Consider the following 22,421-nt stretch of genomic DNA (forward strand, 5'->3'; position numbering starts at 1 on the left):
CCATTCTATTTCACATATATTGTTCCTTGATTATTCTTTCATAATACTAGGCATATTTACCCCGCATTAACAGGTAGTAAAGCTCCCATCTCAAAATTCGGCACATGTGAGGTATATAAGTCGAGAATCATCCGCCCGTAAACGCCCGATTGGTGAAAGCTCATAATCACTGGACGATGAACACCCCTACTGATTAAAGTTTCACTTTATTTCTAAATCGTATACTATCTGCACCAAAAGGAACATTCGTTCTAATTATACACGAACATATATTCTTTTGAGAAGAGATATAATTATATTTTCAACAAAATATAATTCAAATCATTTCCTTATACATTTATCCACCATTGATTTTCTTCTTCATCAAATGAGCTTTTCACTTCCTATTTAAAAGGAAGTTCACATATCTACTAAAAAAGCGACTTCATACAAAGTGAAGTCGCTTTTTTCTAATAACGTAAATTTCTATATTTATTTTTCTATCCTGACAAGTGTTCTTTCCGGAATACAAATTTCATCTATATTAAAATGATTTATTTTTAATTTTAATTCTCCTACTCGTTCCTTATCTTCATCACCAACCCAACAACTGAATAATTCAAAATAATCCCCATCATTTAAATACCCTTCCATAATCGAGCATAAAGCTAATAGCTTTTTCTTAGCTTCTTTCTTCTCCTTTTCATTTTGCCACTCATCAAGTTCAATGCCCCACATTGTTGAAATTTCATACGTGTAACTTGTTTGAAATTGAAACTCTTGTACAATGTTAAGCATACTTTCATCTGAAAAACACGGTCCAAAAACAATTACACCATTAGAATCTGGATCCGTTAACGGAATTTCTATATTACACCCTATATAACTTGCTAAACTCATTTTTACTCCTCCAATATCCGTATACAAAATACCTTATATGAACATTTATCTACTCAAATATAAAATCCCTGCCTAAACTAAAAAGTTTTAATTTTTCGAGTTTATTAACCATCTATAAATGAAAGCATATATTATAAAGAACGAACTCACAAAATTTAAGGGATTTATAACAGAACACAATGCGTTCCTTATGAATTTCTATGAAAAGAGAGCAATTTAAACACTCTCTTTTCGTACATACTGTATAAAACTATTTATAAATAATTGTCCCTTATTATTACATATATTTTGGTTGTACTATTATATGTAACTCCCTCTCTGTTACTGCTTTTTTCGGGTTACGAAAATACTCTAATTCGTATTTTAATACTTCATATTCAACCATCCCAATCTTAATCCCTTTCGTTTCTTTTAAAATAGCTAATAAGTTGCTTATATCTTCATCATACGATTCAAAAACCTTCCCTCCACTTTCTCTTTGAAAAATTACTTTCATATTTTCTCCTCCTACGTAATATATTTATCTATTAAATAATTTGTTTAAAAGCATTCTTTCTTTATTCTAAAAATTTCATACTAAAAAGAACATCCCTTTTAGTAGAATGCTCTGCTTTTCACTTCATTTAGCATCAATATTTTTTCAATAATATTGTATGTTTCATTCTGCAAATTATGCTTATCCAATTCAATAAAGTAAAATTTAAATCAATTAGGATTTTGTTCATTCTCGACTAATAATTAGCCTACACCAATCAAATTGCCTGCAAATAGTGGGATGGAATTAATAAATTTGCTTTATATTTAATGAAATTAAGCAAACAAAACATTATAATATCAATATTCTATGAAGTATTGATCATTCCACTTTGATAAATTACATAATTTTCTATTGTAATTCTTAATATTTAAATGTAATATTGTATTGTCTTACTATCTATTTATAACTCACACACTAATTAGAAAAAGGGAACCTATATAGGTTCCCTTTTTCTAATTACAATCATTATTTCTTTTCTAAAAATTCAAATGTGTTTTTAAAATCCTTATCATTCACCTTAATATCAGCATCTTTCAATAAATCATTGACTACTTGTTGTTTCCATTTACCTGTCGTATCTTGTAGTCTTTGCTGTTCTAAATCTTTACGAATTTGATCTTTTACTTCATCAAATGGCTTCAATTCTTTTTTATCCGTCACTTTAATAATATGGTAACCGTAAGTTGTTTTTACTGGCTCACTTACTTGTCCTGCATCTAATTTATATGCAGTTTCCTCAAATTCTTTCACCGTTTGCCCTGGAGCAAAGCCAGTTATTTCCCCGCCTTGTTCCTTTGAACCAGTGTCCTCTGAATATTGCTTCGCCAAAGCCGCAAAATCTTCACCATTATTTACTTTCTCTTTCACTTCTTTAGCAGTCTTTTCATCTTTCACTAAAATGTGACTTACCTTCATCTCTGGTTTATAGTTATCTTTTACATCTTTTTCTGTGACAGTCGCTTTAATCGCTTTCTCAAATGCAATTTCGGGTTTCATTTTTTCTTTTAATTCATCTTCATTTTTCAATCCAACTTGTTCTAAAGTCGATTTGAAGTTGTCACCCATTTTATCTTTTGCTTCTTCTACTTGTTTTTTGGCTTCCTCATCTGAAACTTTATATTTATCTAGCAACGCCTTACTTAACACCATTTGGTATAAAGTACTTTCTCCATATTTTTGTCTTAATTCTTTACTTAATTCTTTCTCTGTAACATTTCCTACTTTTGATGTTACTACGTTGTCTGAGGAACCACATGCAGATAATGCCAGTACTACGCATGAAATAATTGTTCCTAAAAATAGCTTGTTTTTTTTCAATTCAAAATACCTCACTTTTATTATTATACAAGAATAACTATACAGTGTACTTGTGTAAACAGTGTGTTTTCCACATGTAATTCATTTCATTTGAAAAACTATGTATCATGTTCTTTTGTTCAAAAAGTAAAAGGTCATCTTACTATGTATCAGTAAGATGACCTTTTACTTTTTTCTAAAAACATGTAACTACTTATAGATACTTAATAGTTACATGTTCTTCCGGTATCCAATTATTTTGCCCGATATCTACCGCATTTTTCGCTCTGCCCCACACACGAAAAGATTTTGATCCATCAATATTCCCTTTATAATTTATACATTCAGGCTCTGCATAATAATTTACTCCATACCCATCAGGATATTTTGAGGATGCATAAAACCATTTCACATCAAAATGTTTTACATATACCCACTGTTTATCATTTCCTAAGCAAATCATATCTTTATCTGCGCCTCCCCAATAACCATGTAAGACTGAATATGGAGTTTTTTGAGTGATTGTACCTGTAAACTGAGGATTCGCAGGATGTTCATATAAGTTTATAGCATACCCATCAGGATATTTTGAAACTGCAATACCAATACCATTCGATTGCTGTGTATTTTCTTTGTTAAATTGAATAGATTGATTTACTTGATCCGAACCTATAAACCAAGAAAGCGCCTTATTTCCTATTAATTGATTTAAATCACATTTCCCAATACCAGGAACATATCCCGAATCAGTATATTGCCAAATATCACATGGATATGCTGGCTTATTCCCACCGTAACGAGGAATCCATACAAAATCAACTTCAATATTACGTGCTCCAAATGATACATACGTGTGATGTCCCACATATAGCCCTACTTTTTTCGCACCTAAACGGCGTAATTCGTCTATAAATGTTTGTGTCCCCCCTTGCATATCCATCATCGTTTGAATTTCTACGTCCACCACCCAAAACTTAGCAGATTTATCGCCGCGACTCCAAAAATCTTGTGCCTCTTTCCTTGCATCAGCAATAGATATAAAACGACAAAATGCATAATTACCAAATGGAATACTGCGTTTCTTCATTTCATTCACATAATTTTGATACATAAAATCTACCGTATTCGAACCATCTTGAACTCTAGCAATAACTAAATCTAGCTGAGATGCTGCAATATCCCAATTAATCGTTCCATTCCATTTTGAAATATCGATAATATACCCCAATACAATTCAACCCCTTTTTATTATCATATTCAAAGCTAGCTTTATTGAAAGCCCCTTATGCCTAACACTAGCTAGCTATAATATAAATAAAGAGAATCTATATTATTTTTTCAAAACATATAATCTTTTAATTAAACTTCCACTAATTTTATTTATATTTCATACGGTTCATTCACAAATTCGAAATATGCACTAACATCCATTAGTAAATAATATCAGTTAATCAATCTTCCATTAGCGCTAATATTAGAAATGTTTTCAATATTACTACTCATCGGTATTCACCTTCTTTAGACTAAGAAACATATGTATGACTGCTAACTTACTGTGTTTCTTGCGATTATTCTATATTCACGAAAATGATTTCCCTCTCATTTCTTATATATTTTCAATTCAAACAGACTACCTTTACATGCTATACAAGATCCAGTAACACTTTTATTAGTGGAAGTTTCGTTCATCACCCGCAATTTGCTCGACAAAGTAACGTTAATGCATACAAAAAAGACATTTTCTATTAATGAAAATGTCTACTTACAATCTAGTAAAACAGTTTTGGTGTTAAATCTGCATTTTGTAATTGTGCACTCTCACCGCTCAGAACACAGCTTGTGGAGAATAAAATTGGGATATCACAAACGTCATCGTTCATTACATCATGAAATACATTTGCAGCAACACCAGTAAATGTTTGACATAAATTTGAAATATCATCGTTAAAAAATTGAATTACTTGCGCTGCAAAAACTGGAAAGACAACATTTGATCCACCAGGGAGCTGCGGCTGTACAACAACTTGTTCAAAATAAGGATTATTTTCTAACGCCACTTGAAATAAATGAGCAATTTCAAATGCATCTAGTGGGCATGGAAGTGGGTTTACAATGTTATTTTCATTATTCGTTACAATAACCGTTACACTTACATTCCCAAATTCTACAAAAGATTTTAAAAGCGTCGCTAACGCTATCGCTTTTTCATTACTTAACGCGTGCACCAAAATAATATAATTCCCGCCAACTGGAATCAGCGGACCAACTGTAACAGTTGGATCAGCACCAATTGAATTTTTCAACTCATTGAAATATGTGACCCATGGTGGTGAAAGCTGAGGTTGAGCTTGTACATTTTCTTGCACTCTTTCATTACCTCCTAATACAATTCTTACTATTATAATATGCAGTAAGGAAAAAAGTGTATTAGATAAATTACTTATTTTTCACTTTTACCTATTATATCGATTAAACATTTATAGAACATTCTCAGCTTCTACTGTATTTCCACATTTTTACCACACCATAAAATTCCATATCATTATCAACTCAACTAAAATTTCATATTATATTAATACGTCTTTATCATCTGAACGAAAAAACGCAGTATACGATACTGCATATTAGGAGCTGATTTTATGGAAAAAAAACCTATCGTGTTCAAAGTTCCACCAAATTCAAAACTAAAAGTTACATTTTTCGGTCCTTGTAACGAGGTAATTACAAATGTTTCTATAATTAATCAACTTTCCACAACTAAGTGTCATACTATTACGCAATATCCAGACTATAAGAAATACGAAATTGAAGTGCGATCATTATCCAGTTGTTAATCTGTTCTATTTACAATCCTTACAATTTGGTTAATTAGACGACCTCGGTAATAGACTAAAATTACTCATTTCATGATATTCCATTGATAATCTATTGATTTTTCACACGTTTTTATTAACCGAGCATATATTATCGTATGGAGATTATCCACTCATAAAACCTATCTTTCTTTAGAGCGTACTTTTTATGTATGCTCTTTTTTTATTTATCTCTCATTCTGTGCACATAAACCTGTTTACTTTTATATTTCATGAGTGGTAAACCCCTCTGGTACTTATACACAACCTAATCAATGTGTATTCAGCAATGCTCCCTTATTTATTATACGTTCACTATTCTGTTAAATTAGTGTATCGATTCAATCATCATTCATTCATATATTCCCCTTCTAAATTGACCAAATATGCATTAAAATTCTTTATATACTCAAGGAGGTCAAATATGTTCAAGTTGCATCCCATACTACTCATCTTAGTATTTATTTTATTTTTATATAGTGTAATCACCTTAATGTTATTCCTTTCCATACATTAGCAATACCTACATATACCTATGTTAAATATGTAATTTTTATATAGCAAAGAAAAAGCCCGTAAAACAACTAGCAAATGTGATGCTAAAGAACTTTCACCACCATATTACTTATTTTCGTTGTACTCTTTTTATTATCTGTAGAAGATCAAATAGCCCTTTCAATCTCAAAAACTACAAAAAATAATTTTGAAACTTTATCTTTTATTTTATATGTTATACCTCATTGCTGTTTTTATTTTCACTTTCATCATTACATCCTAGCATGCGAAATGCTCCTGAAATAAACTACATTTAACCTATTTACTTATATATTTTAGAAAAGCAATAACAATCCCCCACCATTTGGTGAAGGGGATTAACTAAACCTACTGAAAAGTACTTTATTGTCTTCGTTATTTAATTGGAGACGGAAATCTTGCAGCTTCAAAGTGAACCGTATTTAAACCATTAACATTTTGAACAATCACTCCAGCAACACTACTCTCAGCAAAAATTTCAACTGAATCCCCTGCTTCTAATTGAAGAATAGAAGTTACTGAAACATCATTATTAAAAAATACCCCAGTCCCAAAGAAATCATTATCTATTGCTATTGCTGGATTTCCATTCACACGAATTTCTACTCGAGCTCTGTAATTTACATTAAAATCATTTGGAGAGAACGTTATATTCCCTAATACACTATATACTCCTTTAGTCTTCGGAATAAAAATAGATGTTACTGGATTATATTCATTCGCTAAATCAAACTGTTCGGCTTGGAACAATACTTTAACAGAAGTATTTTCCGGAACAGGTTGATTCATTGTATTAACAGCTCTAAATGCAGACGCCCTAACAAGCTTTTCTTTCTTATCCTCACAACATTTCACTTTTACATACTTTCTATCACATTGACTATTTTTTCTAAAGCAATCATGACTTTTCTTTTTATAATCCTTACAATACTTACAGTAATAATAAGACGTAGTAAGTCCCCCTTTAAACTTATTATTACATACTATGTAACTTGGATAAGAATAGTTTGGACAAACTATTCCTATTTTCAATAGAATAAAATATCCCCACCATTTTGGTGAGGATTATCCTTTAGCTTCCATATATTCATAGTTTACCAAATTTATTTAATTGGAGAAGGGAATCTTGCAGCTTCAAAATGTGAGCCATCTTCCGAAGAACTTAAAACTCCATCTATGCTACTTTGTGCATAAACCTCAACTTGGTCTCCTTCATCCAATTGAACGATCGTCGAAACACTTACTACATTTCCAAAACTTATTGGACCAAAAAAGTCATTATCTATAGCTATTGCTGCGTTTCCATTCACACGAATTTCTACACGAGCTCTATAATTTAAGTTAAAATCATTTGGAAAAAAACCAATCGTTCCAATAATAGAGTAAACCCCTCTAGTCTTCGGAATAAAGATAGACGTTGCTGGATTATACTCATTTGCTAAATCAAATTGTTCATCTTGGAACAATACCTTTACAAAAGTATTGGCAGGAACCGTTTGATCCACCGTATTTCTAGCCCTAAATGCTGATGCCCTAACAAGCTTATCCTTGTTGTCATTACACTTACTCGTGTTCTTACAACAGTCATGCTGTTTCTTTTTATACTCTTTACAATACTTACAGTAGTTATAGCAAGACATACTAGTTCCCCTTTCATGCTTATTACTACATATTATGTAAGAGAGATTCTCAATGTTTGGACGAGTTATTGCTTTAGCCCTATACTTGTCGCCTATTTATATACACATAAGGGGAAAACATATCAATAAAAACACAACCTAGATGTATAGTACACTCCATTAAAAGTTGATAGATTCTTCTCTTATCTATTTTACTTTCAATACATAAAAAAAGAGCGAATCTACATTCGCTCTTTCCCACATATTTATGGCCCAAAGCTTATCATCCAACCTAACATAAATCCAAATACAGCAAACAGTAGTATAAAAACAAATAAACTACATGCCCACAATGCATATTTTCGACTTTTGCTTTTTGTGATCATACCTAAGACTGAGCACACCACTCCAATCCCAACTATTTGCAGAAAACCTTTACCTATAAATGTTTCTTGAATAAGCAATATAATGTTCAAATACAATAGCGCTAAAAAGGCAATAATTAATGAAATAGTCCCCATCCAGGTTTCCTGTTTATACATATGATTCTTTCTTTTTTTTAAGAATGCCAATTCCATAACCTCGCTTCACCTACTTTCAATTTTCTAACTTTTTCGTGACTCATCATTTTTTCAACTTCTACTTTAGGTCCAGTTACAACTGCCCCATATGTTTTTACCCCATTTTTTTCAAGGAAAGAAATGCGCTTTGACAACTCTAATACTTTCGCTCTAGATAGTTTCACTGCTAAATTTTCATGCTTCTGTAATGACTTTAAAACATCAATAAATTGTTCCTCATGGGGTGAATCACTTAAAAAAGCACCACTTGGACTTGAAATCATATCTGCTGGAAAGCCAATCGGGGCAACATACATACCCTCATCATTCTTTTGCTTCTCCTCTAATCCGGTATTAACTGCATACCAAACGATATCAATAGTAGGAAACATATCCGTTACCTCTTGTACACTTAATAATTCCCTAAAAGATACAAATGCTTCTACAACAGATTCTTGCGGAAGACCCTTTAATATCTGTGCTTCTTCGCCACTATTATAGGTCGCATTATAATTATTAGGATGAGACAATACTTCGTTATCTATATACGGGATTTCTGGAATTTTTTCATCTGTTGTATATTCACGGCTTACTTTCGTGGCTTTACTTAATAAATAATCTGTTTTCTCTTCTCCTATTCGAATATCTTTCTTTCCTACCCTTTTATACAAATCAAAATGCAATTGTAAACTAAGCGGTAACAATGTTTGCTCCATGTCCCTTTCTTTCATAAATACATTTGGTTCTGTTACACTTAACGTTTGATTTACTACATTCCGTATCTCCATCGCGTTTGTAGGTGCCAATGTATAATATAAAAGTGTAGATATATATAAAATAGGTTGAATAAGTAATAAAAAAGTAAATACAATCAAAACATTCGTAATGCGCGCTCTTTTTTTACCTATTTTCAACACTTGCTCCTGTTTTCCATCAGGAAGAGAGGCTGGTCTTTGATGAAGAGCTTCTTGTAACAATTCTTTATAATCATCTTGTTCAGAATGAGGTTTATCATTTGTCATTTTGACTCTTTTCCTCCTTTAACATTTTTTTTAATCTCTTTCTCCCGCGAAATATGTGACTTTTATAAGTATTTACCTTTAAATCTAATACAGTAGCACCCTCTTCGTACGTTAATTGATGTACGTCACATAATAAAATAGCTTGTGCCTCTACCACTGGTAAAGTATGAATAATCTGAATTAATTTTTCATAACTATTTTTTGCGACTACATACTCTTCTGTAGATTCCCCTGCCTGTATTGTCTCTAATTCTTCCGTTCCTACAAAGGTTACTTTTTTCTCTTTCCTAACAAAGTCAATAAACGTATGATATGCCACTTTAAAAAGCCATGATTTTACCTTTTGGTTTTCATAGTCTTCCAAATAAAGATACGCACGATAAAAAGTCTCCTGCATCAAGTCCTCCGCTACATGATGGCTACGAGAAAGGGAAAATAAATACCGGTACACATCGTTTATATAAACTTTATATATTTCTTCAATCTCCATTCCCCTCCTCCTTTCATATATAACACGAATAAACAAATTAAAAAGTTGCATTATTTTTCCTTTTTTATTTATAAAAAAAATTTATACATTTTAATAACTATTTACAATTATAAACAAAATATGTGATGTTATGTCTGTAAATATCCTTCAAAACCAGTTAAAAGACAGTTCGGATCTTCTCCTATTCTTGTAAGCTGATAGTCATAGGAAAATAGCCCTATACAATATAACCACAGATAGGATTTCGTTGCTGCATATCGACCTGGTTCGTGTAAGTAAATGTTCATGTATCCCCTTTCATACAAAGCCACTAACCATCATTTATCATGATACGGTAATTCCCATTCTTTCTTTAATCGGTGTCTTCTCACAAAAAAACGCCACTTGTAGTATGTACGAAGATTGTCTCATGGATTATTTACAAATTATATGTGGGGACTATTTGACGCTTACATAAACACAATTTCATCCCCCTCAATTGTGCCCGCCATTTGTAAGCAATAAGACTCACACCTCAAAACTCGGCACATACGCGAAAGTTAGGTGGGAGCCTTGCTGCCCGATTGGTAAGAGCTAATAATCGATTTGGAACCCGCTCCCAACTAATAAAAATTTTTCTTTATAGATTAAATACAGTTCCATATGGAATCGTAAGAAAAGAACTTCCATATGGTGTAATTGTTTGCATTGGATAAAAATACTCCATAGATGAATAATACGGTTGAATACCTTGTTGCTGCATTTGCATTTGTTGTTGCATTTGTAACGCTTGTTGAACAGCTTGAACTGTACTTTGTGCTCCGCTATACGTTATAGATGTACCATACGCTGGTCGCATACCAGCTTGAGAAGCAAAATATGAATAAAACATTCTCCCCACTCATTTCTATTTCATTTATTAAAAACTGTTAAGCTACTTTACATTCGTTTTATCCCCAAGAGAAATGATAAATATATTCTCCCGTTACACTTTGATTAATCCCAGTAATTCTAGCAAACCTCATTAAGTCCGCACCCTGAAGAAAATACATCGCAAGCATTACTGGCACTTGTGACCACATAAACTGATAAAGCTCCTCGATTCTCAGGTTTGTTGAAACAATTAAATCATTTACAGGTCCTTGATTCCATACAGAAGTTCGAACTGAACGAAACGGAAGATCCTTCCCATTAACCACTATTCGTGCCATACTTTGAGTTATGTCCACAACAATTCCCTCCATCATTACAAAAATCAGACCTGTGTATTTACTCCTTTCGTTATAAATATTCTTAACCTTCATAAATGTCTAAGGCAAACCTCTATTTTTCGCTTCTATTCAAATGAATTTATTTCATCCAGTAAACAGATAAACGGAAATTTTAGTATTACTCTCCCTTAACTTCCGTATCATTTAGGTCATTTACACCCTTATTCAGCTTTTACAATCCGGTATGTAAAATTACATATCTTATTATCTCAATATCACTTTATTTACTACAAGTTAACAGAAAAACATTCAAACCAATTGATAAATCAACATTTGTAATTTAATTCCTTATTTTAAATCCCACCTTTTTATTTTTAAACACTATATTCAAATAATTATATCGGAATGTCTTGTTGTATATACATCTATCTTTTTCAGGTATTATATACGAGAAGAGTAAGGTAAGAGTTACTCTTTGCCATTTTAGGAAAGGTCCTGTTGGAAACAACAGGACCTTTTTTCGTATTAGCAAAAACAATATTGATTTACTCATTCAACCCACTCATCACTTCCAAAAATATATTTTCAACCATTTCACCTTTCAATTCTCGGATTTACAATGCTACACGTTCTCTTCTATGAAATCGGCTACTCGTACTATGCATGCCTCTTTTTACATACCCAGCTTCCCGTACAGCTTGTTTCCCTTTAAAGTATTTCACGTAATATAAACAAAAGAGCCGTTCTTGTTCCTTCAGCTCTTCATCATCTAGCATCTAGTTCACCTCCTTAAAAATGCAGGATTTCCCTTTTCAATATCGAATTAGTAATGTTTGGAAAGGGGGTGTAACATGGCGGAAATTAAGGTGGGACTTACACAATTTTTAGACTTCACACTGAAAAGTAGTGCAGCAAAAACAAATTTTGTAAAGAATCTAAAATCTCAACCTGAATATCACCCAGTTTTTGATTACTGGAAACAATTACGAGAAACTGTTATTAAATTTCATAAAAACGAACTACCTTTTGAATGTTTTGAAACATTAGTACAAACTGTTGACCAGAAGAAAAAACAAAACTATATTGATGTTATAAAGCAGTACAAAAAATTCATTAAAAACAAAGACGTCTCTTGGTTTGATCCAGGTAAATCACATTGGTTATCAGATCATTTAATCGTCCGCTCATCACCTGAACTCGGTTTACTCATTAATGATGAGCCGCATCTTATTAAACTGTTTTTCAAAGGAAAAAAAGAGCGAATTGATAAATATAACATCAACTCCACACTGACATTATTAAATGAATCAACATTTTCCAATGAATATAACAATGTGAATTATACGGTCCTTAACATCCAAAAGAATAGAATGTATACGAATAACTCTATTAATAATGATCATTTAATAGCTCTTGAATCAGAAGCTCACCAGCTTTGTTATTTATGGAATAAGGTGTAAAAGGGTATAGCTATCTATTTCAATATCTTGTTCTTGCGTAATTCGGGCACAATTTTCACAAATCCAATTCGTTTCTTTTAAGTGAAGCCCATCCTGCATTGTTTCTCACAAACAATGCAGGGTGGGCGTTTTTTGAAAACAGTTTCTTTTCCCATTTCAACATCCTAATTCTCCCTCTGAAAGAATAATATAATGATCTCCTTCTACCACATCTATAATTCCCTCCTCACTTATTAACCGCTGAATAACTCCTAAGATGTTCTTACGATTTCTTTCGCTCTATACAGGACAGCAATTCCCCCTCTTGTTAGCCGCGCTTCTCTTACAACTTCACGAACAAGTTCTTATAACGATTCCTCTAAATTCATACATGTATCCCCTACATCATTTTTGGAATTCCCTGCTTGTTGTTCAATTCACTCACCCCATTTATAAGTAATGATCATCCACCGTTTTCCTTCTCTAAGTACCGGAAAAAGATTGCTTGCTTTATCCGACATTACATTACAGGTGCTTCATAAAACATCTCATAAAAATATTTGTGGAAAAGAACGTGATAGCAATGGCTATCATGAATACAATTTAATTTCCCCCACTTATAATAGTAACCTTACAATTTCAGAAGTTTGACACAGCTCACGAAAAAGCTTATAAAGAAAAGTGAGGTTCCTAATACTCATTTCTAGATTTAAGATGCATATCTGAAAATAGCAAATGAACGACTAGGACATAAAAGAGTAGAATCACACTGGATATCTACTCACATGTTATACCAGAACTTCAAGAAACTGCGGTGAATCAATTTGCAAACGAATTATTTGGAAAGAAAACTTTCGTCAGAAGTTTTCGTTTCATAGCAAATACACCAACTAAACAACCAAAAATATGAATAGTGAAAAAGGAGAAACAAAACATGAAAGAAATCAAATCTGAACAGGAATTCAAAGACATCATCGCAAGCGAGGAGCCAGTAGTTGTTAAGTTCTTTACTACATGGTGCCCAGATTGTGTTCGTATGGACAACTTTATCGGAGATGTGATGGAAGAGTTCAATAAGTTTGAATGGTATTCTATTAATAAAGATGAGTTCCCAAGTATCGCTGAAGAGTATCAAGTAATGGGTATTCCAAGTTTACTTGTATATCAAAATGGCGAGAAGCTAGGCCACTTACATAGTGCTAACGCAAAAACTGAAGAGCAAGTTACTGAGTTTTTAGAAGCATACTAGGATGAAAACCCTCTGAAAAATATTTTCTAGAGGGTTTTTATTTTGCCCAATCATCTTTCAGTTGTGTAGTATACGGATTCATCATAATAAATGTATCCCTTCCCCTATCCCCTCGATCCAAATCGCGTTTATACTCTAACTTTGCACTTTACAACATATTTTTCCTTAGCGAAACTTTGTTATCCCCTTCTTAAAAAGCTAAAAAACGTCAACAATGTTTGTATAGACCCACACGAGTTTCGTTTGGTACTCTATTTATAGAAAGAAATTCCTTGTAGAAAGGTGAGTGATTAAAATGGATACTCTTTCTCATAAAGAAGCTGATAAAGGTGCAATTGTCAGCATTATGGCCTACATATTTTTATCCTCTATGAAAATCATCATCAGTTATATTACCCTCTCTAGCGCATTACGTGCTGACGGTTTAAATAACTTAACGGATATCGGTGCTTCTTTAGCGATATTAATTGGTCTAAAAATCTCTCGTAAACCTCGTGACCCAGATCATCCTTATGGGCATTCGCGCGCAGAACAAATTGCATCACTTGTTGCTTCTTTTATTATGGCAACGGTCGGTTTAGAAGTTGTTATTAGTGCCATTCAATCTTTTTTTAATCCGAAACAAGCAGCGCCTAATGTACTTGCTGCATGGGTAGCCTTATTTTCTGCTGGCGTTATGTATTTTGTGTATTTGTATACGAAAAAGATTGCAGCACGCACAAATAGTAAATCATTAGAAGCCGCTGCGAAGGATAATTTATCAGATGCTCTCGTGAGTATCGGTACAGTAGTAGGTATTGTCGGTTCGCAGTTCCAAATGCCCATTTTAGATCCTATTGCCGCTTTAATTGTCGGCCTTATTATTTGTAAAACTGCATGGGAGATTTTCGTAGAAGCTTCTCATATGTTAACGGATGGAATCGATCCAGATAAGATGGAAGAGTACGCTGATGCTATTGAACATATTGGTGGCGTGGAAAACATCGTAGATATTCGCGCTCGTATGTATGGGAATCAAACGTACGTTGATATTACAATCGAGGTAGATGCTCGTATGGATGTTGGTGAAAGTCATTGTATTACTGACAACATCGAGGCTATGCTTCGGAAAAAGTTTGGCATTTACCATGCACACATTCATGTTGAACCAATGGAAAAAGAACCTATTATGACATAGGTTCTTTTTTAATGAACGTTTTATGAAATATAACACATAAAACGAGCCAGCTACCCCCAGCTGCCCATCCTGCTAATATGTCTGATGGATAGTGCACGCCAAGATATATTCGGCTAACTGAAATAGATAATACAACAAAGCTCGCTATAAAAATAATCAACAATTTTTTATGCAATGTAATTCGTTCTTCAGTAATGGTGACGTATGCAATAAATCCTAAAAAAGCAGTAGCATTCATCGTATGACCGCTCGGAAAACTATATCCAGTTGCCGTAACAAGCTGCGTTACATCAGGTCTTGCTCGTTCGTACCATAGTTTAAGCATACTGTTTAAATAACGAGATCCATAATAATTAATTGTTAGAAGTAATGCACTAAGCAACTTTTTTCTAACGAGAAAATACATTACAAGAATAATGAGTAAAGGAAAGTATATTCTTTTGGAACCGATAAAAGACACCCAAGTAAAGTAGGCTGTCAAGTAATCGTTTCGAAAACTTTGAATAAAATGCGCGACTATATTGTCAAATTTCTCAATACAAGCGGTATGATACGAAAGTGATAATACGACAAAACAAATGAGTAGCGTAAAACTTAACAAGTATAAATGTCGATATCGTTTCACATACATAACCTCACTATGCAAAAAAATGGAGCGGTTGTTTTAGTTTTCCTCTCCATTTCTTTTTTATGCATAGTTTATTAAAAAATATAATTGTTAATTTTTTCTTTCATCGCTGGAATATCTTCATTCGTTACTGTAAAGCGAATCACTTTCTCGTCAAGATCAAGCGCTTCTGCAAATAAACCTGCTAATCCACGAGATTTTCTGTCTACTTCCATAATAATCTCTAAGCGATCGTAAGCGCTTGGCAAGATTAATAATTCTAGTTCATCTAATTTCCCATAATACTCTCCGGAAACAGGCACAAACTCAAACTCTTGTGCAAATGGAACTTGCTTACGTAATCGATACGGTAATTCTTCACATTCTATATGACGCACTTTAAAACCTAATTGATTTACACTCTCTAACACACTATTTAATAATACATTTGGCAACACTTGAATGTAATCACGATCACTTGGATCTATACTGCGTTTAATATCAAGGCCTGTATGCACCCAAACTGTTTTCATTCCAAGTGTAAGCGGCGTTTCAACTGGCATTATAAATGAAAATGGAATTTCTTTTTTTTCATTCGGCTCAACAGAAAAAGGTTCTGTTAAACGAACTCGCTCTAAATCATATGTTGCTGTTACTTTTTTATCATCCACTTCTCGTACATATGATGTTGATAACGTTAAGTAAATGCTTTCAATTTGTTGGCTAACTGAACCACCAGTTATATGAACCTTCCCTAGTATCTCTTCTCCAACAATATACTCATCTTTTTCAAGAACTGTATCCACTTTTGCATTACCAATACCAACGCTTGCTAAAAACTTTTGAAACATGGAACCTCCATCCTTTCTAAAACAAAAGCTACATCTTTTTTTAAATCTTGTACATTCTCATAGTACGGCGTTTTTATTTGTAACATTCGCATAAGCATTTCACGGTTATACTTTTCCAAAGTTAATTCTTCATACCATGGTTTTTCATGTTTTTCATTAGATTCATAGCCTGCATATAATAAAAATAACGAGAAATGACCAAGCGCATAAAAATCGCTACGAAAGTGAACTTCTCGCATCAAAGCTTGTTCACCTTCATAAGTTGTAGCTCGTTCATCACTCTCACCCTTCAATTTAGCTAATCCAAAATCAATGATACTAATTTGATTTTCTTTCATTAATATATTCGGAATACGTAAATCTCGGTGAATGATACCTTTACTATGAAACACCGATACAATCTCTAATATTTCGTATAAAATTTTAAAAACTTCACGTTCTGTATATACATACCTATCTAGGAAAATATAATCTTCGAAATTTTTACCAGGCATATATTTCATCACAAAAAAGCTTTTTTTCTCCCATACGAAATGATCATATAAACTAGGAATTGCATGATGATTTAATGTTTGTAAAATCATTTTCTCTTGTTCAAATGATTTTCTACCAGACTCATACCTTTGTTTACTCTGCCTTAATTGCTTTAAGACTTTATATCTATTTATTTGTAAATCATTAACGACATATGTAACCCCATAACTGCCCATTCCAATTACTGATTCAATTTTATAACGTTCTGCAACGATTGTATTTTTTCGCAGTGGTCTATCAAATAAAGCTAGTATACGACGCCATTTCATCAGCTACTTGAAAAGAAGCTGCGGCTTTTACGTTTTCTTTTATAATGTTGGTGTCCATAACCAGATGAACGTCGCTTATAGTCACTACTTGAATAAGAGCGCCCTCTATGGCGATAATCACTACTCGAATACGAACGATATTTTTTCCTACCTAATAAAGAATCAATAATTTTTTTGAACATCCCTTCACCTCTTGAGTAAAATTTTCTTTTAATTATACCAACTATTTCCGACTATATTTGTGACAAGTTTGTAAAGAGTAAAAAACGACGAGTTAAGCCCGTCGTTACTTTCACTCATCCTCTTCATCAAAAACTTCATCAATCATACATTTCTCTAATAAATACTCGAATGTAATATCTGCGAGATCTTCAATTTCTTCTCGTTTTGGGACGTATCCTCTTTCAATTAGTTGCTCATAAAAAAACTCCGCAATCTCTTCCGTATCAATTACGACTTCAATTTCCTTCATGAGCATCACTCCTTTATTTCTGTTTTATGAAAAAATCTCAAAAATATGTATATGAGATTAGAAAAATAGTTTTTCTTTTTTTATAGGTCATATCCTTTGGACAAGACGCATACGATGGTAGTACAAGCTATCAAAAAGGGGGATTTAATTATGGAATACCAATATGAGGTAGAACAAGAAGTTGGGCAAACAAAAGAAGAGTTCATGCATGAAGATCAATGGGCAGACTCTCTTATCAAATGGCTTTTTATTTTTTTAATAATTGTAGGCATACCTTATACTGCATATGTTGTTGTTCAATTCGTTCTCTCTTTCTAGTTAACTATTTTTTCTCTGTCAATTTAACTAAATAATTATGAACAACATCCATAACAATTTTGTATTCTTCATCTTTAAATGTATCAAATAACAATTGATAATCGTTATAAATATCAAGTAATCCATCAATGATTTCTTGACGATTTGTCTTAACACTCACTTTTTTTGAGTTGTTAATTGACTTTAATTTTCCTAAATCTAATTTATTCATACCAGCTTTGTCTTGTTTCATTTTTTTCAAAATTGCATTTGCCGTTTGAGCATTGGCAAGTAACGTTAAATCTGATTCATCTGCTTCTAACCATTCACCGTCCGTAATTCGTGACAATTCGTATATTGTATCTTCCCATGCGTCATTTTTATATCTCCATACTTCTGTACGAAAACCAACAATTCGAAAAACATCTTTATCATATCCTGTTACTTGCACGAGATCACCAAAAGTAAAATTATAGTTTAATTCAATCCACTCAGTTTCACCTTTTTTCATATCTTGCTCTGAAACGTGCTGCAATGTTTGCTCTACGTAAAACCCATCGTGATTATTGACTTCGTATACGTAAACTCCATCCAAAACCTTCATATTTGTGATTTTCCCAACGGTTCCATATAGCGTAATCACGACTATGTCCCCTACGTTATATTTAGGTTGCTTTTTTCTTGCCATCTATATCTCTCCTTTTTTTGACGTCGTGATTTTGATAACAGTATATGCAACCTACTTAAAAACGCTTATCACAGAAGCGTATATTCATAAATTTTTTCAATAAAAAATATCACTATATAAAAAATTTATTTACAACGTAAAAAAGCTAGCAAATAGACTAGCTTCACTTCCAAAAATTCATATAGTTTTCATCTCTCTTGTATGTATAAATCCCAAGCTTCATCAAATATAGACATACTTTCTAGCATTCCGCTCAATTCTAAGTATGAACTAATTTCATCATAGTCTTCAGATTGCTTCGGAAAACTTAAATCATCATACATCGCCTCTGCTAAATCTGAAATTTCATTTCTAAATAAAGCTGCACGATGCTTCATCATATAGTGGTAAAATGTCTTTTTCAAAAATATTCCCTACCTTTCTAACTTGGATACATTATACAAGGCAAAAAAGAAAAAAACCAGCATAAAAGCTGGTTAAAAATCGAAATAATTTCTTTTTAATAGACGTGGTCTTCCCATTAATTCTTCATATGTTAGTTGTTTTGGTAAATCTTTCGTATAAATTAGAAACAATTGATCTTCTATTTCTTTCACTGTTTGATCTGCTTGATAGTCCATACCACATGAGGAACAAGAAATGCATGGTGTCTCTTGGATTTCAATGGCTTTCGTACCATCTGGTAATTCCCAATATACAGTATTCAAGCTTTCTTTCGCTTCTGTACTGTCACACCACATACAATTCATACTGCATCACCCTCATTTTTTTTGTCATTTTCCTCTAATTTAGCCATTTGCGATTGATACTTTTTATCTTTAAGTTGATCGCGCTTATCACGTTTATCTTTTAGTGATGCATGAGTGTCATTATCTTCATAGTCTTTACGACGGCTCATACGCTGTAAGTCGTCTGGAACAAGGTTAAATTTCTTATCGCTCATAAGACCTGCGATACCAACATCTGAACGTTTTTCTTCGTAGTTTGGATAGATTTCTTTAAAGTACCCTTCCGCTCTTCCTGGAATATAGCTCTCTGGCTCTGGATACGTTGTAATAACACCTTCAAAGTTACGAAGCACAACTTTATCTGCACTTTGCGAAATTAAATAGTTTGGTTGAAGCGCAATTTTGCCGCCGCCTCCTGGTGCATCAACAACGAATGTTGGAACCGCATAACCAGATGTATGACCGCGTAAACCTTCAATAATTTCAAGGCCTTTAGATACTGGTGCACGGAAATGACCAATACCTTCAGATAAGTCACATTGATAAATGTAGTATGGACGTACACGGATTTTTACTAAGTCATGCATCAGTTTTTTCATAATTGGAACGCTGTCGTTAATACCAGCTAAAATTACTGCTTGGTTTCCGATCGGAACACCAGCATTCGCTAGCATTTCACATGCTTTTTTCGACTCTTCTGTAATTTCAATAGAAGTATTGAAATGTGTATTCAGCCATACTGGATGGTATTTTTTAATAATGTTACATAAGTTTTCTGTAATACGCTGCGGGAATACTACCGGCGCTCTTGTTCCGATACGAATAATCTCGACATGCGGAATCTCTCGTAAATTTTTTAATACATATTCTAAAATTTTATCGTTAATAAGAAGACCGTCACCACCAGAAATTAATACATCTCGTACTTGTGGTGTATCACGAATGTAACCAATTGCATCATCTAATTGTTTCTTCGGCACACCCATTCCAATTTGTCCACTAAAACGACGGCGTGTACAGTAACGACAATACATAGAACATTGATTCGTTACTAAGAATAATACACGGTCTGGATAACGATGCGTTAGCCCTGGAACTGGTGAATCTTCATCTTCATGAAGCGGATCTTCTAAATCATATTTTGTTTTATATAACTCTTCCGAGATCGGTACAGATTGCATCCGAATCGGACAGCGTGGATCATCAGGATTCATTAGCCAAGCATAGTACGGTGTAATGTTTAACGGGATCGTTTTCGTTGAAATTTTAACGCCCTCTTCTTCTTCAGGTGTTAAGTTAATCACTTTCTTTAAGTCATCTAACGTTTTGATCGTATTCGTTAATTGCCAAACCCAATCATTCCATTGCTCTTCAGTAACATCTTTCCATAATTCGATATCCTTCCAGTGACGATTTGGTTTGTATACATCATGTAACATTGCTATTCCCCCTTTTTATACGCTCATCCTTTATATAAGCAATAGTTATGCCAACTTTACATTATTGATAAGTAAATGTACGGAGAACGCTATTACATAAACGAAAAAATATTTGTAAGCACTGTATGAAATCCATACATACTATCATATTCATTACTTTTTATATATGTAAACGCTCTTTTATTGGTGCAAACACACAAAAACCGCCAATTATTCGGCGGTTTTGTCGTACTTACTCAGTTTATATTGCAGCGTTTGGCGAGGGATACCTAACATTTTTGCAGCTTGTAATATATTCCCTTCCGTTTCAATTAACGCTTGATCTATTAATTCCTTTTCCGTTTGATGAAGTGCTTCTCTAAGTGGCAATATGCTCTTCTTCTTTGGCAGCTTCTCTTTCCGAAATGTACGCGGTAAACAATCGGCTGTTAGTGTATCCCCTTCTGCAATAATGACGGCATGTTCAATCGTATGTTTTAGCTCCCGAACATTGCCAGGCCATTGATAAGCTTGTAGTCTTTCTTTCGCTTCCTTATCCATTTGAAGTACACCTTTTTTATAACTTTTATTATATTCGTTCAAAAAATAAGACGCTAATAATAAGACATCCTCAGTTCTTTCACGTAGCGGCGGAATATATAATGAAAAGACATTTAATCGATAATATAAATCAGTACGAATTTTATTCTCTCTTAAACATACTTCTGGTGGCTGATTCATTGCGGTAATAACGCGAACATCTACTTTTCTCGTCTTATTATCACCAATTCGACGAATAACACCATCTTCTAATACACGTAGCATTTTCGCTTGTAAATCGAGAGGCATTGAATTCAGTTCGTCTAAAAACAATGTCCCACCATCTACAAGTTCAAATAATCCCGCTCGTTCAATTGCCCCAGTATAGCTACCTTTCGTCGTTCCGAACAATAAACTTTCTAATAGCGACTCTGGCAAAGCTGCGCAGTTTTGTGCAATAAATGGCTTGTTCTTCCGTTTAGAAGCTTCATGAATCGCTTGTACAAATAACTCTTTCCCTGTCCCTGTTTCCCCATATATTAAAACATTTGCATCAGTTGGCGCTACTTTTTGTGCTAATTCTTTCGTCTGTTTAAACCGAGCGTCATCCGTCACGATCGTCTCAAATGCAACATGCTTTTTGATTGCTTTTTTTCTAGATGACCGCTTTATTTTTGACTGCAAATCTACAATTGTATCCGTAAGTTTTTGAACTGTGGAATAATCTTTTGCAATTTCAACAGCTCCAGCAATATTTCCATCTATAAAAATAGGTAACGTCGTATTTACTGTACAAATGTCTTCCCCATTTAAATTTTGATAATGCTGAACTTGATGAACAATTGGTTTTTTTGTATCTAACACTTTCATTAACGTACTTGTTTCCCTAGATAAAGAGGGAAACGCTTCTAACAAATGTTTACCTAACACTTTTTCAATTTTTGATCCATCGTGTTTTGCAGCTACAGTATTATAGAAAATTGAAATACCATTTTCATCTACTGCGTGTATAGCCTCATCAATACTGCCCAAAATCGCTTCAATGACTTCTTGTGTCGAAACTGCTAGCAATGTCATCCCCCCTTTTGCCGAAAATCCAGCAATCATATGCCGGATTTCCGGCATACCTATGTGCGATTATAAGCATGACGATTCCGTTCTATTTTTATACT

At 33.4% G+C, this 22,421-nt stretch carries 28 protein-coding genes and 2 pseudogenes; 6 read left to right on the forward strand and 24 right to left on the reverse strand.

Annotated elements, in window-relative coordinates:
- Positions 1-471: 471 nt before the first annotated feature.
- The 5 genes from KVT31_RS05085 to KVT31_RS05105 all read right to left on the reverse strand — a co-directional run bounded on the left by KVT31_RS05085 (position 472) and on the right by KVT31_RS05105 (position 5,079).
- Positions 472-879 (reverse strand): hypothetical protein, encoded by a 408-nt coding sequence (locus KVT31_RS05085; RefSeq protein WP_088096341.1) that lies wholly within the window; start codon positions 877-879, stop codon positions 472-474.
- Between the two features lie 277 nt (positions 880-1,156).
- A complete protein-coding gene (locus KVT31_RS05090; RefSeq protein WP_088096340.1) occupies positions 1,157-1,375 on the reverse strand; it encodes a hypothetical protein in 219 nt (72 codons plus the stop codon).
- A gap of 507 nt (positions 1,376-1,882) precedes the next feature.
- Complete coding sequence (locus tag KVT31_RS05095; RefSeq protein WP_088096339.1) at positions 1,883-2,734, reverse strand: peptidylprolyl isomerase PrsA; 852 nt, start codon at positions 2,732-2,734, stop codon at positions 1,883-1,885.
- Between the two features lie 193 nt (positions 2,735-2,927).
- Positions 2,928-3,941, reverse strand: coding sequence for a glycoside hydrolase family 25 protein (locus tag KVT31_RS05100; protein WP_088096338.1), 1,014 nt, complete (start codon positions 3,939-3,941; stop codon positions 2,928-2,930).
- A gap of 541 nt (positions 3,942-4,482) precedes the next feature.
- The gene (locus tag KVT31_RS05105; RefSeq protein ID WP_088096337.1) at positions 4,483-5,079 is read right to left on the reverse strand and encodes a hypothetical protein; all 597 of its coding nucleotides are present in this window, start codon (positions 5,077-5,079) and stop codon (positions 4,483-4,485) included.
- A 273-nt stretch (positions 5,080-5,352) separates the two neighbouring features.
- Between KVT31_RS05105 and KVT31_RS05110 the strand changes: the two genes are divergently transcribed.
- Positions 5,353-5,547 carry a hypothetical protein gene (locus tag KVT31_RS05110; protein WP_088096336.1) on the forward strand — a complete coding sequence of 65 codons (195 nt, stop codon included), beginning with the start codon at positions 5,353-5,355 and terminating at the stop codon, positions 5,545-5,547.
- Between the two features lie 927 nt (positions 5,548-6,474).
- On the opposite strand, the gene KVT31_RS05115 is transcribed toward KVT31_RS05110, so the two are convergent.
- The 9 genes and pseudogenes from KVT31_RS05115 to KVT31_RS05155 all read right to left on the reverse strand — a co-directional run.
- Positions 6,475-7,086 carry a hypothetical protein gene (locus KVT31_RS05115; RefSeq protein ID WP_088096363.1) on the reverse strand — a complete coding sequence of 204 codons (612 nt, stop codon included), beginning with the start codon at positions 7,084-7,086 and terminating at the stop codon, positions 6,475-6,477.
- 116 nt (positions 7,087-7,202) lie between these two features.
- Positions 7,203-7,739, reverse strand: a complete 537-nt coding sequence (locus tag KVT31_RS05120) for a C1q-like domain-containing protein (RefSeq protein WP_088096335.1) — start codon at positions 7,737-7,739, stop codon at positions 7,203-7,205.
- A gap of 245 nt (positions 7,740-7,984) precedes the next feature.
- The gene (locus KVT31_RS05125) at positions 7,985-8,296 is read right to left on the reverse strand and encodes a hypothetical protein (protein ID WP_088096333.1); all 312 of its coding nucleotides are present in this window, start codon (positions 8,294-8,296) and stop codon (positions 7,985-7,987) included.
- Positions 8,278-9,300: an anti-sigma factor gene (locus KVT31_RS05130; protein WP_088096332.1), complete on the reverse strand. Its 1,023-nt coding sequence runs from the start codon at positions 9,298-9,300 to the stop codon at positions 8,278-8,280. The genes KVT31_RS05125 and KVT31_RS05130 overlap by 19 nt, the downstream gene beginning before the upstream one ends.
- Positions 9,290-9,790, reverse strand: a complete 501-nt coding sequence (locus KVT31_RS05135; RefSeq protein WP_088096331.1) for a sigma-70 family RNA polymerase sigma factor — start codon at positions 9,788-9,790, stop codon at positions 9,290-9,292. Before KVT31_RS05135 ends, KVT31_RS05130 begins: the two co-directional genes overlap by 11 nt.
- 128 nt (positions 9,791-9,918) lie before the next feature.
- A complete protein-coding gene (locus tag KVT31_RS05140) occupies positions 9,919-10,077 on the reverse strand; it encodes a transposase (RefSeq protein WP_140392449.1) in 159 nt (52 codons plus the stop codon).
- Between the two features lie 332 nt (positions 10,078-10,409).
- The gene (locus KVT31_RS05145) at positions 10,410-10,661 is read right to left on the reverse strand and encodes a DUF3947 family protein (protein WP_088096330.1); all 252 of its coding nucleotides are present in this window, start codon (positions 10,659-10,661) and stop codon (positions 10,410-10,412) included.
- Positions 10,662-10,719: 58 nt separating this feature from the next.
- Complete coding sequence (locus tag KVT31_RS05150) at positions 10,720-11,073, reverse strand: hypothetical protein (RefSeq protein WP_088096329.1); 354 nt, start codon at positions 11,071-11,073, stop codon at positions 10,720-10,722.
- A 455-nt stretch (positions 11,074-11,528) separates the two neighbouring features.
- Positions 11,529-11,756, reverse strand: a pseudogene (locus tag KVT31_RS05155) (terminase small subunit); the annotation flags it as partial.
- A gap of 75 nt (positions 11,757-11,831) precedes the next feature.
- Here KVT31_RS05155 and KVT31_RS05160 point away from each other — a divergent pair.
- The 4 genes and pseudogenes from KVT31_RS05160 (at position 11,832) to KVT31_RS05170 (ending at position 14,845) form a co-directional block, all read left to right on the forward strand.
- Positions 11,832-12,440: a hypothetical protein gene (locus KVT31_RS05160; protein ID WP_088096328.1), complete on the forward strand. Its 609-nt coding sequence runs from the start codon at positions 11,832-11,834 to the stop codon at positions 12,438-12,440.
- Positions 12,441-12,920: 480 nt separating this feature from the next.
- Positions 12,921-13,329 (forward strand): annotated as a pseudogene (locus tag KVT31_RS30180) (site-specific integrase).
- Between the two features lie 24 nt (positions 13,330-13,353).
- Positions 13,354-13,668 carry a thioredoxin family protein gene (locus KVT31_RS05165; protein ID WP_000658777.1) on the forward strand — a complete coding sequence of 105 codons (315 nt, stop codon included), beginning with the start codon at positions 13,354-13,356 and terminating at the stop codon, positions 13,666-13,668.
- A gap of 295 nt (positions 13,669-13,963) precedes the next feature.
- On the forward strand, positions 13,964-14,845 hold the full coding sequence (locus KVT31_RS05170; RefSeq protein WP_140392448.1) for a cation diffusion facilitator family transporter: 882 nt from the start codon (positions 13,964-13,966) through the stop codon (positions 14,843-14,845).
- On the opposite strand, the gene KVT31_RS05175 is transcribed toward KVT31_RS05170, so the two are convergent.
- The 5 genes from KVT31_RS05175 to KVT31_RS05195 form a co-directional block, all read right to left on the reverse strand.
- Positions 14,835-15,470, reverse strand: coding sequence for a phosphatase PAP2 family protein (locus KVT31_RS05175; RefSeq protein ID WP_000833365.1), 636 nt, complete (start codon positions 15,468-15,470; stop codon positions 14,835-14,837). The genes KVT31_RS05170 and KVT31_RS05175 overlap by 11 nt on opposite strands.
- Before the next feature lie 77 nt (positions 15,471-15,547).
- Entirely contained in the window at positions 15,548-16,303 is a 756-nt protein-coding gene (locus tag KVT31_RS05180) for a sporulation protein (RefSeq protein WP_088096326.1), read from the reverse strand.
- Positions 16,285-17,106, reverse strand: a complete 822-nt coding sequence (locus KVT31_RS05185; RefSeq protein ID WP_088096325.1) for a serine/threonine protein kinase — start codon at positions 17,104-17,106, stop codon at positions 16,285-16,287. The genes KVT31_RS05180 and KVT31_RS05185 overlap by 19 nt, the downstream gene beginning before the upstream one ends.
- On the reverse strand, positions 17,106-17,288 hold the full coding sequence (locus tag KVT31_RS05190; RefSeq protein WP_000473374.1) for a hypothetical protein: 183 nt from the start codon (positions 17,286-17,288) through the stop codon (positions 17,106-17,108). The genes KVT31_RS05185 and KVT31_RS05190 overlap by 1 nt, the downstream gene beginning before the upstream one ends.
- Positions 17,289-17,398: 110 nt before the next feature.
- A complete protein-coding gene (locus KVT31_RS05195; protein WP_000658451.1) occupies positions 17,399-17,578 on the reverse strand; it encodes a YozD family protein in 180 nt (59 codons plus the stop codon).
- A 150-nt stretch (positions 17,579-17,728) separates the two neighbouring features.
- Here KVT31_RS05195 and KVT31_RS05200 point away from each other — a divergent pair, with 150 nt between their 5' ends.
- Positions 17,729-17,896, forward strand: a complete 168-nt coding sequence (locus tag KVT31_RS05200) for a DUF3930 family protein (protein WP_088096324.1) — start codon at positions 17,729-17,731, stop codon at positions 17,894-17,896.
- Between the two features lie 4 nt (positions 17,897-17,900).
- Here the strand turns inward: KVT31_RS05200 and KVT31_RS05205 are convergent, their stop codons facing one another.
- From KVT31_RS05205 to rocR, 5 genes are all read right to left on the reverse strand, one after another.
- Complete coding sequence (locus tag KVT31_RS05205; RefSeq protein ID WP_000101496.1) at positions 17,901-18,563, reverse strand: hypothetical protein; 663 nt, start codon at positions 18,561-18,563, stop codon at positions 17,901-17,903.
- A gap of 188 nt (positions 18,564-18,751) precedes the next feature.
- Complete coding sequence (locus tag KVT31_RS05210) at positions 18,752-18,967, reverse strand: YozE family protein (protein WP_002171816.1); 216 nt, start codon at positions 18,965-18,967, stop codon at positions 18,752-18,754.
- Between the two features lie 72 nt (positions 18,968-19,039).
- Entirely contained in the window at positions 19,040-19,312 is a 273-nt protein-coding gene (locus KVT31_RS05215) for a YokU family protein (protein WP_000995761.1), read from the reverse strand.
- Positions 19,309-20,730, reverse strand: a complete 1,422-nt coding sequence (kamA, locus tag KVT31_RS05220; protein WP_088096323.1) for a lysine 2,3-aminomutase — start codon at positions 20,728-20,730, stop codon at positions 19,309-19,311. The genes KVT31_RS05215 and kamA overlap by 4 nt, the downstream gene beginning before the upstream one ends.
- A 210-nt stretch (positions 20,731-20,940) precedes the next feature.
- Positions 20,941-22,326 (reverse strand): arginine utilization transcriptional regulator RocR, encoded by a 1,386-nt coding sequence (gene rocR / locus KVT31_RS05225; RefSeq protein ID WP_088096362.1) that lies wholly within the window; start codon positions 22,324-22,326, stop codon positions 20,941-20,943.
- Positions 22,327-22,421: the final 95 nt, after the last annotated feature.

It is taken from the genome of Bacillus sp. GbtcB14 (assembly GCF_019091205.1).
GTDB lineage: Bacteria > Bacillota > Bacilli > Bacillales > Bacillaceae_G > Bacillus_A > Bacillus_A cereus_AG.